Annotated in this window: 14 protein-coding genes and 2 riboswitches; of the genes, 12 read left to right on the top strand and 2 right to left on the bottom strand. The window is 38.8% G+C overall.

Going from position 1 to position 13,029, the window contains the following annotated elements; genetic code table 11:
* Positions 1–101: 101 nt before the first annotated feature.
* The 6 genes from NIZ91_04370 (at position 102) to NIZ91_04395 (ending at position 4,849) form a co-directional block, all read left to right on the top strand.
* Complete coding sequence (locus tag NIZ91_04370; protein ID USY55894.1) at positions 102–935, top strand: formate/nitrite transporter family protein; 834 nt, start codon at positions 102–104, stop codon at positions 933–935.
* Between the two features lie 282 nt (positions 936–1,217).
* A riboswitch (PreQ1 riboswitch) is annotated at positions 1,218–1,262 on the top strand.
* A gap of 8 nt (positions 1,263–1,270) precedes the next feature.
* Positions 1,271–1,759, top strand: a complete 489-nt coding sequence (locus NIZ91_04375) for a QueT transporter family protein (protein USY55895.1) — start codon at positions 1,271–1,273, stop codon at positions 1,757–1,759.
* 162 nt (positions 1,760–1,921) lie between these two features.
* Positions 1,922–2,707, top strand: a complete 786-nt coding sequence (locus NIZ91_04380; protein USY55896.1) for a PAS domain-containing protein — start codon at positions 1,922–1,924, stop codon at positions 2,705–2,707.
* A gap of 128 nt (positions 2,708–2,835) precedes the next feature.
* Positions 2,836–3,483: a GntR family transcriptional regulator gene (locus NIZ91_04385; GenBank protein USY55897.1), complete on the top strand. Its 648-nt coding sequence runs from the start codon at positions 2,836–2,838 to the stop codon at positions 3,481–3,483.
* Between the two features lie 127 nt (positions 3,484–3,610).
* Positions 3,611–4,594 carry a multidrug resistance efflux transporter family protein gene (locus NIZ91_04390; GenBank protein ID USY55898.1) on the top strand — a complete coding sequence of 328 codons (984 nt, stop codon included), beginning with the start codon at positions 3,611–3,613 and terminating at the stop codon, positions 4,592–4,594.
* 90 nt (positions 4,595–4,684) lie between these two features.
* A complete protein-coding gene (locus tag NIZ91_04395) occupies positions 4,685–4,849 on the top strand; it encodes a hypothetical protein (GenBank protein ID USY55899.1) in 165 nt (54 codons plus the stop codon).
* A 201-nt stretch (positions 4,850–5,050) separates the two neighbouring features.
* On the opposite strand, the gene NIZ91_04400 is transcribed toward NIZ91_04395, so the two are convergent.
* Positions 5,051–5,455 carry a hypothetical protein gene (locus NIZ91_04400; GenBank protein USY55900.1) on the bottom strand — a complete coding sequence of 135 codons (405 nt, stop codon included), beginning with the start codon at positions 5,453–5,455 and terminating at the stop codon, positions 5,051–5,053.
* A 90-nt stretch (positions 5,456–5,545) separates the two neighbouring features.
* Positions 5,546–5,655, bottom strand: a riboswitch (SAM riboswitch).
* Between the two features lie 244 nt (positions 5,656–5,899).
* On the opposite strand from NIZ91_04400, the gene NIZ91_04405 reads away from it, so the two are divergent.
* From NIZ91_04405 to NIZ91_04415, 3 genes are all read left to right on the top strand, one after another.
* Positions 5,900–6,241 (top strand): hypothetical protein, encoded by a 342-nt coding sequence (locus NIZ91_04405; GenBank protein USY55901.1) that lies wholly within the window; start codon positions 5,900–5,902, stop codon positions 6,239–6,241.
* 510 nt (positions 6,242–6,751) lie between these two features.
* Positions 6,752–7,306 (top strand): NADPH-dependent FMN reductase, encoded by a 555-nt coding sequence (gene ssuE / locus NIZ91_04410; protein ID USY55902.1) that lies wholly within the window; start codon positions 6,752–6,754, stop codon positions 7,304–7,306.
* 82 nt (positions 7,307–7,388) lie between these two features.
* Positions 7,389–8,681, top strand: a complete 1,293-nt coding sequence (locus NIZ91_04415) for a homocysteine synthase (protein USY55903.1) — start codon at positions 7,389–7,391, stop codon at positions 8,679–8,681.
* Positions 8,682–8,754: 73 nt separating this feature from the next.
* Here NIZ91_04415 and NIZ91_04420 read toward each other — a convergent pair whose 3' ends face one another.
* Complete coding sequence (locus tag NIZ91_04420; GenBank protein USY55904.1) at positions 8,755–9,033, bottom strand: transcriptional repressor; 279 nt, start codon at positions 9,031–9,033, stop codon at positions 8,755–8,757.
* Between the two features lie 282 nt (positions 9,034–9,315).
* Here NIZ91_04420 and NIZ91_04425 point away from each other — a divergent pair, with 282 nt between their 5' ends.
* The 3 genes from NIZ91_04425 (at position 9,316) to NIZ91_04435 (ending at position 13,029) form a co-directional block, all read left to right on the top strand.
* Positions 9,316–10,794, top strand: a complete 1,479-nt coding sequence (locus NIZ91_04425) for a lytic polysaccharide monooxygenase (protein ID USY55905.1) — start codon at positions 9,316–9,318, stop codon at positions 10,792–10,794.
* Positions 10,795–10,974: 180 nt separating this feature from the next.
* On the top strand, positions 10,975–11,670 hold the full coding sequence (locus NIZ91_04430) for a FadR family transcriptional regulator (protein USY55906.1): 696 nt from the start codon (positions 10,975–10,977) through the stop codon (positions 11,668–11,670).
* A gap of 36 nt (positions 11,671–11,706) precedes the next feature.
* A complete protein-coding gene (locus NIZ91_04435) occupies positions 11,707–13,029 on the top strand; it encodes an FAD-binding oxidoreductase (GenBank protein ID USY55907.1) in 1,323 nt (440 codons plus the stop codon).

The following is a 13,029-nucleotide window of genomic DNA, read 5'->3' on the forward strand; positions in this document are numbered from 1 at the left end:
GAATAAATTATTTATAGCAGCTATAAACAAAAGATAGAATTCTCCTCCAATCCCCATTACAATGTAAAGTTAAAGAGATGATATTTAGAGGAGGAAGACAGTTGTTTAAAGATTCACTTGAGTCGATGGCGGAAGCAGCTCGCCAGAAAACAGATCACCTTAACAAACAGCTGCCGAGCTATTTACTGTTGGCAATTCTAGCGGGGGCTTATGTAGGAATTGGCGTTGTACTGGCCTTGTCAGTGGGAGCTCCGCTTGCACAAATGTCGCTGCCGGTTGTATCGCTAGTTATGGGCTTATCATTTGCGGTAGCGTTATTGCTTGTGACGTTCGCTGGAGCAGAGTTGTTTACGGGGAATCATATGTTTTACACAATTAGCACGTTGTCCGGAGTGACGACGTGGAGAGATACGCTGAAAAACTGGGCGTGGTGTTTTGTTGGGAATTTACTTGGTGCTTTCATCCTTTGCTTGTTAATAGTAGGAACAGGGTTATTTAAAGGAATTGATGAGGGGCATTTGATGATGACAATTGCTTCGAAAAAAATGAATTTGCCGATGAGCGAGCTGTTTTTTCGAGGGATTCTATGTAACTGGCTTGTGTGCTTAGCGATTTGGACAGCTTCTCGAACGAAAAATGACGCTGCTAAAATGATGCTGATTTTTTGGATGTTGTTTGCGTTTGTGGCCTCTGGATATGAGCATAGCGTAGCGAACATGACGTTTTTAGGCTTAGCTTTATTGCATCCTAACCCTGAGTCAGTGTCTTTAGCTGGCATGGTTCATAACCTAATTCCCGTTACTCTAGGAAACATTGTAGGAGGCGCTTTGTTTGTTGGAAGCGCGTATTGGTTTGTACAGAAAAAGAAAGCAGAACAAACACAAGAGGTGCAAAAGGTTTCAACTGCATTAAAAGAAGAGGAATTATCAAAATAGTAGGAACATGCTTATTTTTCACTCGTACAGAAAAAAAGATAATAAATCCAGTGAAAAGACTGAGCCCCACAAGCGTAGCGAGGAGGCTCAGGTTTCTCCTCACGTAAAGCGAGGGGCCTTAGCACAATGAAACGAACGCATCTTTACACCTAATGATGGTAGAAGCGAAATCATTCTTCTATGAGAAAGAATGATTTTGTTTTTTCCGAGACTCTCTTTTGTACATAAACGGAAAGGCTTGACTAAAACTTCATGCTGCTGTATGATTCTTTAGTATTTGCGTAAGACGTGGTTCGGAACCATCCCACGTAAAAAAACTAAGGAGAGTATGCAGTATGAAAGTAAGAACACTTGCAGTCAACGGCATTATTGCAGCCATGTATATTGCGGTAACGATGTTTATTCAGCCGTTTGGCTTTACAAATATTCAATTCCGTATTGCGGAAATGTTTAATCATTTGATCATTTTTAATAAGAAGTATTTATATGGAATTGTCCTAGGCGTATTTTTAGCCAACCTATTCTTCTCACCAATGGTAGCGTATGATTTAGTATTTGGGGTAGGACAATCACTTATCTCGTTATTACTAATGATCTTTGCGATGAAGTTTGCGAAGGGTACAGTTGCTCGTATGATTATAAATACGCTCATCTTTACGTTTACCATGTTTATCATTGCGTTTGAGCTTCATTTAGCACTAGGGTTCCCGTTTTTATTAACATGGTTAACAACTGCAATCGGTGAGTTTGTAGTCATGCTTGTTGGAATTCCAGTAATGCTAGCAATTCATAAACGCGTGAACTTTACAAAGTTAATCGATTAATACGAAAAAAGCTTACAATCCTGTAAGCTTTTTTCATATTTAAATGGTTTTAATTTATAGAAAAAAGGCACAATATATGACAGAATTAGAGAGAAGTTGTTAATTACGCTAATACATAGTGGAAGTCACGCTTTATACTATACTTGAGAAGGAGAGAAGAGCTTGCTTGCAAATGATGATCATAAGGTAGAAGAACTAGCATTTATTAAAAAAGCCCTGGACTTTACAAGAGCTGGATTAATTTTAACTAACCCTGCTTTACCCGATAATCCGATTGTTTATGCGAACCAAGGTTTTCTGGATATGACCGGATACACAAAAGAAGAGATCGTAGGACAGAACTGCCGCTTTTTACAAGGCGAAAAGACCAATCGAGATACGGTACAACAAATTCGAGATGCTATCCGTGAAGAAAAGTCAGTCAATGTACAAATTCTAAACTATACAAAAGAAAACCAACCTTTTTGGAACGACTTATTTATTGATCCAACATGGATTGATGATGAGCTTTATTTTATCGGGGTTCAAAAAGATATTACGGAAAAAAAGAAGCAGGAAGAAGTAATTTATGATTACTACGAAAAGATGCAGGAGATGTCAGCGCCGATTGTTCCAGTAAAAGACGGGGTTTCTGTTCTACCGATTGTTGGTGTTTTGAATGAACAGCGATATCATATGATTGCATCCAAAGTATCAACATACATTGATGAAAGTAAAGATGATCATTTTATTATCGATTTCTCGGGTTTATTAGAAATGGATGAAGATGTGGTAGCCTATATTTATAACCTGCATGATTTAATTAAGATTACTGGAACGGAGGTTATTGTAACGGGTATTACGCCTTCTGTAGCGAAAAAAATGAGAGACCTCCAAGTAAACTTTACAATCTTAAAAACCTATACGCATGTCAAGGCCGCTTTAAAAGTACTTGGATATGCAGAATAAGTTCTCGAAAAAGTCCGTAAAACAATACGGACTTTTTTTGTTTATAAATCGTAATATATATAAACCTAACCTAAAAGGCGAGTGAGTCCAGAATTGAACAAACTTCCAGCATTTGATATATTGGTTTTATGAAAAGAGAATTGATTAAACCCATTAAACGTTTATCACTGCGAGAAGAAATTTATCAAACTTTAAAACAAGGAATTATTACGTTAGAGTTTCCACCGGACCAACGCTTGAATGATAAGGAGCTAGCTGAAAAATTTAGCGTCAGCAGAACGCCGGTACGAGAAGCGTTAAAACGCTTGGAAGATGAAGGGCTTGTTGAATCGATTCCAGGCTCTATTACCAAAGTGTCTTCGCTAAATCCTGAAGAAGCAAAGCATGCGTTTACCGTTGTTGCGGTCCTTCACGCATTGGCAACTAAGCTTGCCGTTCCGCATCTGACAGAAGAAGATTTCAAAGCATTGGCTCGTCATAATGCGGAACTTGAGAGTGCGGTCGAACAAAACAATATCATTGGTGCAATTGAAGCGGATCAAGCTTTTCACCGCGTATTCTTGGAAGTTGCTGCTAACCCTGAAATTGTGTTAGCGTTAGAGCGAAGTGAGTCAAAAATTTACCGGTTGGAAGTGGCGAAATTTTCTTCAGAACAAGGATTTAAATCTGTAAATGAGCATCAAAAAATCATTGAAGTCTGTCAAAGCGAGGAGACAATACAAGCAGCGGGCCTTGTTGAGAAAAACTGGCTAAGTCTTGGAGAACTATTGGTGTAAAGAGTCTTCACAAACGTGAGGACTCTTTTTTATACGCTAAAATAGCATTGAATAAATAACCAAAATGCGATATATTGGTTTTACAATTTATTTACATTATTATGTGTTACATACGGGGGTTAAGGAATTGAAACCAATTATATTAGGCGTGTGCTCGGCGTTTTTCTTTGCGTTTACATTTGTTTTAAATCGTATGATGGAAGTTGAAGGTGGAAGCTGGATTTGGAGTGCTTCCTTACGCTTTTTCTTTATGGTTCCACTACTGTTAATCATCGTCATCGCTAGGAAAAAGCTGAACGCTACGTTTGCGGAAATGAAGAAAGCACCGATGCAGTGGGTGATGTGGAGCACCATTGGCTTTGGATTATTCTACGCGCCGCTTTGTTATGCGAGTGCGTATGGCCCGAGCTGGTTAATTGCGGGAACGTGGCAAATTACGATTATCTCAGGTTCGCTTTTAGCTCCTTTATTTTATGAAACAATCCAAACGAGTAAGGGACCTATTCAAGTAAAAGGAAAAATACCTTTTAAGAGCTTAGCGATGTCGCTTATTATTTTACTCGGCGTAGCGGTTATGCAAATTGAACACGCAACAACGCTATCGCTTATGAGCGTATTGCTTTGCACATTGCCAATTTTAGTTGCTTCGTTTGCTTATCCGCTTGGCAATCGTAAGATGATGGTGGTTGTATCCAATCGTTTAGATGCTTATCAGCGCGTGCTCGGAATGACCATTGCCAGCTTGCCGTTTTGGATTATCTTAGCCATTTATGGTTTATTTACTGCTGGCCCACCTAGCGCTTCACAGGTCATTCAATCGGGCTGGGTTGCCTTGTTTTCAGGCGTTATTGCGACGGTCTTATTCTTTGCAGCAACTAATATGGTTACAGGTGATATGAAAAAGCTCGGAGCAGTGGAAGCTACTCAGTCGCTTGAAGTATTGTTTGCGTTACTTGGTGAAATGATTCTGCTTGGCATGCCGCTACCTACATACGTTTCGTGTATTGGAATTATACTTGTTATTGCTGGTATGGCGTTAAATAGCTACGTATCAAGCAGGAAAGGGAATAGGGAAACCAAACCAGAAATGAAGCAAGCAACAAATCTGTAAAAGTAGATGGAAATTTTGGAGAAAAAGGCTTCATTTACGTACATTAGTGGTAAAATAGAATATATATATTCTATAAAGGAGGAATGTCAGGTGAGTGCCTTAATTGTAGGCTTAGTAGCTTCCGTTCTTTCCGTTTGTTTACTGTTTTCTAATCGTCAGAAGCGTGTTAATAAGGTCCAATCTACGCAGTCGTTACATGCACAAAATATAAACAAGCAGAGTGAGCAAGACGATTCTCTCATGTATTATATATAGGAAGCTGTTACAGTAAAAGTAGGCCGAGAAGATGTAAATGCTTCTCGGTTTTTTCTTGTGGTTTTAGTTGCGATGTGAAAGCTGGGGTCCGCACTATATAAATATTTTAAAATTGAAGCAAACCTACATTAGGGAGGGAAACGTAATGGATATTACTCAAATTAAACATGCACTGTTTAAGCAAGCGATAATCTTAACAACTTACTTAGTAAGCGTTATAGTTTCCCTTACAATCTTAGCATTATAAATTTGAAAGTGTGTTGTACCTAGTATATTTTTAACCTTTTCATTTGATAACCTTGTCTTCCAATTGACTGATACGTCCCAATCATTTAATCCGCCTATTCTATTACAAGTTAAGCTATCTATGAATATAGATCTTTCCCCGATATCAACCATTGTTTTAATAATTTCAGCTTTTATCTGAGCACTGGTTATAAATTTTTTATTATATATAACTCCTTGACTGTCATAATAAGAAGGGATTTCATTTAGCTTATTTTGATTCCAAACATAATTGTAAAAATTGAAAATAAAAGAGGTGATTTCAAATGAAGTTAACTCTTTAGGTTGTTTATATGTTTCTAAGGCTAATTTAGTTTGCATCTCCATTCTCCTGTACATTGAATATAGTATTATAAATATAAAAAACCTCTCTATTTATAAAATAGAGAGGTTACATATTCTGCAATATGCTTCTTATCTTGCAAAGTAACTAACTTTGCAGGAATTAGCACCTTTTCAAACAAATGTTTGAAGGTTGCTGGGTTTCATAGGGCCAGTCCCTCCACCTCTCTGGATAAGTAATATAAAGTTAGAGATAATTTTACCATATATAACAAACATGTAAAGTGGTCGGGAAGCAATTAACTGAAATAATTTGTTTATTTTTCACAAAAAAAGTATACTTGACACATCGGAATAATATGTTTTATTGTATTAATATAAATTAAAGCACATTAAATACAATTCTTGCCGACTAGAAAGCTAGAGGCTCCCATTTGAAACTAAATGGGAGCCTCTTTATTTCTACAGAAAGGAGAATACATTATGACGTCTTTCAATCAAAAAGCGTTGGAATTAACAGAGTATGAGATTACAAGTGGAATAACCAACAGCAAATATCTTAATCTGCCAGATTTGGAGTTCTCCTTATGGTGTCAAAGGAAATATAAAGTGACTAAAGGTATATATAATGAGCTCGATTGCTGGTTTTACGAGTACGACATTGTAAATGTCCATCATCGTCGCATTTATATTCTTGCGTTTTTAGAATTTATTAAAGAACAGAGTAATGATAAAAAGAAGTATTTTCAATTCGGAGCAGGGGGGTTAAATGGTAAACTTCATCAGTTTATAAGAAATTGTGAAATAGAGAGTTACAAAATATAAGAGAGTGTTGGAAAGTTAAACAACGGATGAAGGGTTAGCCATGAAGTTGTAGAACTTTTGCCAAAGTAGATGGTTCAGTTGCATATTTATTTGCCTGCTACTTTCTATGCTTATCATCTATTCATTTATTTGGTTCTTCAGAGCAAACGAATAAACATTACAAGAAAGCATTAGAAAATCAGCTGTTTTGGACAAAAACAAACGGATAATGGCACTGTAGTATTTAATGAAGTAGAGATACTGTGTTCTTTTCAAACAGAGGAAGGTCAGCTAATCTCAACAATCAGACCGCATATTGCAAAAATAATCTTAATCTATATTCTACTTGGTATAGCTGAGGGGGCATTGGAAGAAGCCAAGAAATATACTAAGAATGAATCAAGGCCATGGGTAACCTCAAATTTAATTATGCAACTAATGATCCTTATATCGTTGGGCACTCAATCATAAACTACCCGAGGTTACACCATATTCTTAAATATATAGCCCAATTAAAAGGAGAGATGGTTTATGTCGAGCATAGTGATTATTTCAGGAAGTCCCACTAAGCCCTCTAGGAGTGAGGCAATAGCTTCATATTTAAAGAAATATTTTGAAAGCAAACAACACCAGGTAGAAACGATAAATGTTCGTGACCTTCCCGCAGAAGACTTGCTACATGCTAATTTTAACAGCGTAGACATAAAGTATCGTTTGTCACAAATCAAACAAGCTCAAGCTGTAATAGTCGTTAGTCCCGTGTATAAAGCTAGCTACACTGGCATTTTAAAATCCTTCTTAGATTTAATTCCTGAAAAAGGGTTAGCTGATAAGATTGTATTACCAGTCGCAACGGGTGGTTCGTTTGCACATTTATTGTCATTGGAATATACTTTTAAGCCTCTTTTCTCAATATTAGGTAGTCAACAAATTAATAGTGGGGTTTATTTGGTTGATTCCCAAATTAGCTATCAGCATCTTGAGCTTACTTTTCTTGATGACGAAATTAAAAGACGAGTAGATACAGCTTTACAGCAACTTTCAAATCAGCTAATCGAAAACGAGTCAGGTAGGAAGCAATTTTAATTTCTTGTGAAAATAAAAAGGGTTTTGTGTTTATGTAAAAGAATGTTCTTGTGTTGAAATCAAGACAAGGGGAGGAATGATTATGACGAAAAAAAGAGAGTTGAAGCCTGAAACAGTAGCTATTCATGGAGGACAGGAAGTTGATCCGACGACGTTGTCAAGAGCAGTTCCAATTTATCAAACGTCCTCGTATGTGTTCCATGATAGTGAACATGCGGCTAGTTTGTTCAGCTTGCAGAGTGAAGGGAATATTTATAGCCGCATTATGAATCCTACTACGGATGTGTTCGAAAAGCGAATAGCTCTACTCGAAAAAGGAACAGGAGCGCTCGCGGTAGCATCTGGCCAGTCGGCTATTACGTTTTCAATCTTAAACATTGCGTCAGCTGGCGATGAAATCGTGTCGTCATCCAGTATTTATGGAGGAACGTACAATTTATTCGCCCATACGTTAGGGAAGCTTGGCATTAAGGTGCATTTTGTGGATGCTAGTGATGTCCGTAATTTTGAACATGCGATTACGGATAAAACAAAAGCTATTTTCGCTGAAACAATCGGTAACCCTAAAGGGAATATTCTTGATATTGAAGCAGTGGCAGACGTGGCTCATCGTCATGATATTCCTTTAATCGTAGACAACACGTTTCCAACACCGTACTTACTTCGTCCCATTGAACACGGAGCAGATATTGTGGTTCACTCCGCCACGAAGTTTATAGGCGGGCACGGTAGTTCAATCGGTGGTGTCATTGTGGACAGCGGTAAGTTTGATTGGAAAAAAAGCGGGAAGTTTAAAGGTTTAACGACACCAGACCCAAGCTATCACGGAGTGGTTTACACGGACGCAGTTGGAGAAAATGCTTATATTATAAAAGCACGCGTTCAATTACTGAGAGATGTAGGAGCAGCCCTATCACCATTTAACTCTTTTTTATTTTTACAAGGGCTTGAAACCTTACATTTACGAATGGAACGTCATAGCCAAAATGCACTGGCTGTAGCTCAATTTCTCGAGCAGCATGAAGCGGTTAAATCAGTAAGTTACCCGGGTTTAGAAAGTCACTCATCTTATGTACTAGCTAAAAAATATTTGCCACAAGGCCAAGGCGCCATTATGACGTTTGAAATTAAAGGAGGAATTAAAGCAGGTCAAAAGCTTATTGATTCTGTTCAGCTATTTTCTCATTTAGCGAACGTCGGAGACTCCAAATCACTAATTATTCATCCAGCGAGTACGACACATCAACAGTTGGCTCCTGAAGAACAGATAGCAAGCGGAGTCACGCCGGGGTTGATTCGTTTATCAATTGGAACAGAAGCAATTGAAGATATTATTGATGACCTTAAGCAAGCTATAAGTTTAAGCCAAGAATAATAAAAAAAGAGCAAAAGTGTTCATGGTGGCGAACTCTTTTGCTCTTTGTATTGAGCAAATGTAATACCTTCTCTCAGTAGTGGACGGGAGAATCAACTACATTCAATGAAAATGTCTTTGTTGTTTCATCTTCTCTACAATTTAAGAATCCTAGCTCTACAAATAAAGATAAGTTTTTATAAACCGTATCGAAGCTGATTTTTTTATTTGTATTCTTCAAGTGATCAATTACTTGCTGAGCAGACAGCTCGGCATTTTGGCGACTACAGAAAAAGGATAGCAATACGCGACGTTGGCTAGTAATATGATAGCCATTTCTTTTTAAAAAAGTGATATATTCTTCTTGCATCATGTATAAACTCCTCAGTATAAACTGTATGAAGCAATAAAAAATTGCTTACTATTAAAATACTTGTTTAAACAAGTGTTTGTCTAGTGATATGTTTTTTAACGTTTGTACGTATCCTAGTAGTTCCTTGTTAGTATAAAACTGGAAAAAAGACAAGACTATTCTGCATTTTTCTAAACCTATTGAATCAAAATGACGGATTGTAGTAATCAGTAGAGCTCATTTTCTTATAATTAAGAGTGACACTTAGTCATAAAGTGGACTTTACAAATGAGGTGATGAGTTTTGAAGTGGAAAAAAACAATTGGAAAAGGCGTCGTGACAGCCGCTGTGCTCTCGTTTGGCATGTGGGTTTCAGCTGGTGATGCATCTGCTCATGGGTACATACAGGAGCCGGCAAGTAGAGGGTACGTTGGATCGCTTGAAAAGCAGGTTATTGGCTGGCAAGCTGCGATGGAGAAGTATGGAAGAGTCATCGACAGTCCTCAGTCTGTAGAAGGCCTCAAAGGCTTTCCAGAACGCGGGCCTGCTGATGGGCATATCGCATCAGCAGAAGGAGGACTGGGACAAATTGATCAAGTAATGGATCGTCAAACGGCAGATGCTTGGAAAAAGCAAGATTTAAAAGGTGGGTTAAATACGTTTACGTGGAAGTACACGGCTCCCCATGCAACTTCAAAGTGGCATTATTACATTACGAAAAAGAGCTGGAATCCCAATGAACCTTTAAAACGGTCAGATTTTGAACTAATTGGTACAGTGAATCATAATGGAACACCAGCAAATACAAATTTAAGTCATAAAATTAACGTGCCAACAGATCGGAATGGCTATCACGTTATTTTAGGTGTATGGGACGTAGCGGATACACCTAATGCTTTTTATAACGTCATTGATGTGAATTTAATCAACGATGAAGCAACTGACAAAGAGCCACCGTCAGCTCCTGCAAGCGTTGAAGCGTTAAGCGTTACAGATCGAACGGTTGAGCTAAGCTGGAGTAAATCAACAGATAATCAAGGAATTAAAGAATATGAGGTTTACCGCAACGGAGAAAAGATTGCGACAACCACCAATACAGTTTACAAAGATTCCAGCGTTATGCCGGAAACGAGCTATGAATACTATATAAAAGCTATTGACTTTTCAGGGAACAGCAGCTCTGCTAGTCGAGTGGTTGCGGTTACAACTCAAAAATTGATTGAAGATACGGAAGCTCCAACAGCTCCAAGCGGTCTTCATAGTATGAAAGAGTCAGAGAGTTCCATTGAGTTAATGTGGTCGCCATCCGAGGACCAGGTAGGCGTTAAAGAATATGCAATCTACCGTGATGGACAGCTAATTGCAACGACTTCGAATACGTACTATGTAGATAAAAACCTGCAGTCAGCTACGAACTATACGTACACGGTCTTTGCCATTGATGCAGCGGGAAACGTTTCGGCTTCAAGTTCGCCACTAGAAGTTTCAACATTAAGCAGCAATTCTTCAGCAGAAGAGTGGAGTGAAAATAAAATTTATACTGCTGGTATGGTTGTTCAGTATAAAGGACTTGAATATAAAGCGAAATACTGGACCAAAGGCAATCAGCCTGATTCATCAGATGCGTGGGAGTTAGTAAGTGATGCCGTAGTGGAATGGAATGTCCAAAAAGCCTATCCAGGTGGTTCGAAAGTAAGGTATGGAAACCGCACATATGTAGCGCAATGGTGGACGCTTGGTGATACGCCAGGTACATCAGCCGTATGGAAGTTAGTAGAATAAGATTGTAGAATCAAGGAGGACATTCGTTTCAATGAGTGTCCTTTTTCATGTCACAGATCGGTATACCAAATTTATTTTTTGTAAATTCAAAAAAATGATTGAAATCAAAAACTGAAGGTGCTTTAATAAATGTAAGCGATAACATATCACATATGTGATAACTGAAAGGTGGGTGTTATTGTGAACGTAGAACGAATCGCTCGTAAAAAAATCTCAGAGTCAATTGAAGAGCAAATTGAAGCTATGATTGCTTCAGGTCAGTTCAAGCCGGGAGAAAAGCTTCCTTCTGTGCGAGAGCTATGCACATTATTTGGTGTAGGGCGCTCATCGGTTCGCGATGCCATTACCGCGCTTAAAGGTAAAGGGATCGTTGATGTGAAACAAGGAGAAGGAACGTTTATTTGTCAGTTCGATTCATCTAAAATGTTTCAGTATACGATGCTGTTGCCAAGCGAAGAGGATGTTCGAGAACTATTTCAAGTCCGAAAGATGCTGGAGCCAGGCATTGCTGAAATGGCTGCCAAAAATCGATCTCCAGAAGATTTAAAGAAATTAAAGCTAGCTCTCTCAAAAACATTTGAAAATGATTGGGAGGCTGATTACCACTTCCATCAAGTGATTGTCCATGCAGCCGGCAATAAAATGTTAACTCAATTCATCCAGTTTATTTCCACGACCATGCAAAAAGCAATGATTGATTTTTATCAGTACATTCAACCACACGAAGCAATTTTAAAAGAGATTGCGTCACACCACTATCACATCTATGAATCCATTAAACAATCAAATTCAAAAGATGCCTACATACACATGCTGAATCATTTAGAACTTGTTGAAAATATTCTACAAACAAGCTTAGCGCGCATCCAGCGCTAAGTCTTCATAAAAATTGAATTTCGATGGGGGAGTTTGATGATTGCAGAACGACTTTTTTCTGACCTTCAAGCGCTTTTTTCTGCTGAACAAGTGCAGGAAACAACAGAAGCACACTTGCTTGGAAATGGAGGAGAGGTTACGGTTTATCCCACTTCTGAAGCCGAAATTGCAGCTGTTTTAACGTATGCGAACCAACATGGATATACGGTATCCACCATGGGTGCAGGTACGAAGCGAGGCTTTGGCGGATTAGTGCAGTCTGCTAATATCTTGCTATCTCTTTCTCGCTATAAGGGAATTGTGGAGCATGTACCGGGTGACATGACGGTTACCGTAAAAGGGGGCACACCGTTTAAAGAGCTACAAGATTATTTAGCTACGTACGGCCAGCAACTTTCTTTGGACCCGTATTGGCCAGAAATAGCAACAGTTGGTGGCGTTGTAGCAGCAAATGACAGCGGGCCTAAACGCCATGGATATGGGTCTTGTCGAGATATTGTCATTGGCATGAGGCTTGTATATCCTGATGGGCAAATCATTCGTTCTGGCGGAAAAGTTGTCAAAAACGTAGCCGGCTACGATATGAATAAGCTTTTCATCGGTTCAATGGGGACGCTTGCAGTCATTTCTGAAATTACGCTAAAGCTTCGGCCGCTTCCAAAGTGTGAATCACTTGTTGTTATTGCGTTTCGGAGTCGAGCTTTAATGAATATCAGGTCTCTCGCAACTCAGATTTTGGATTCTATGCTAGAGCCTATATCGCTACAACTCATGAGTCCTTCTTTGAGTAGAGAGCTAATTGGAGAAGACGCTTACTGTTTAGCCATTGCGTTGGAGGACGTTGAGAGCTCCGTTCGTTACCAGGAAAAAGTGCTTCAAAAATTAGGAGCACCACAAGCAGTTGTTTCCATTCAATCCGAAGAAGAGCGAATTCGCTTTTGGCACCAGTTTTACCGAACAGGGATTAATGGAGCTACTTTTACACAAGGTGACTCTCTAACAGTGGGTTTAAAGATAGGAGTAAAAAATCTCGATGCCCTCAAGATAGTAGAAACCGCAGATGTGCTTGCAAATTCATATGATGTCCGCATTCGGGCACACGGAGGAATCGGTCAAGGCCTTTGTCAAATCGACATTAGTGGTGACTCTAAAGGTGTTCTAGCAGCGATTGCTGAGATGCGTAAGCAAGTTCATGAGCTAAAAGGGTATGCAGTTGTTACGCACGCACCGCTTGTACTTCGTCAGCAAATTAATGTTTGGGGAGAAAAGCCAGCTCACTTCTTTTTATACGAAGGAATTAAATCAAAGATAGACCCGAACAAAATGTTAAATCATAAGCGATTTGTGGGAGGGATTTGA

Origin of the sequence: Bacillus sp. 1780r2a1 (genome assembly GCA_024134725.1) — a bacterium.
Classification (GTDB): domain Bacteria; phylum Bacillota; class Bacilli; order Bacillales; family Bacillaceae_H; genus Priestia; species Priestia aryabhattai_A.

Excerpts from the sequence above, each read along its gene's own strand:
- NIZ91_04375 (USY55895.1), top strand. The coding sequence starts at position 1,271 with ATGAAAGTAAGAACACTTGCAGTCAACGGCATTATTGCAGCCATGTAT.
- NIZ91_04385 (USY55897.1), top strand. The coding sequence starts at position 2,836 with ATGAAAAGAGAATTGATTAAACCCATTAAACGTTTATCACTGCGAGAA.
- NIZ91_04400 (USY55900.1), bottom strand. The coding sequence starts at position 5,455 with ATGCAAACTAAATTAGCCTTAGAAACATATAAACAACCTAAAGAGTTA.
- NIZ91_04405 (USY55901.1), top strand. The coding sequence starts at position 5,900 with ATGACGTCTTTCAATCAAAAAGCGTTGGAATTAACAGAGTATGAGATT.
- ssuE (USY55902.1), top strand. The coding sequence starts at position 6,752 with ATGTCGAGCATAGTGATTATTTCAGGAAGTCCCACTAAGCCCTCTAGG.
- NIZ91_04415 (USY55903.1), top strand. The coding sequence starts at position 7,389 with ATGACGAAAAAAAGAGAGTTGAAGCCTGAAACAGTAGCTATTCATGGA.
- NIZ91_04420 (USY55904.1), bottom strand. The coding sequence starts at position 9,033 with ATGATGCAAGAAGAATATATCACTTTTTTAAAAAGAAATGGCTATCAT.
- NIZ91_04435 (USY55907.1), top strand. The coding sequence starts at position 11,707 with ATGATTGCAGAACGACTTTTTTCTGACCTTCAAGCGCTTTTTTCTGCT.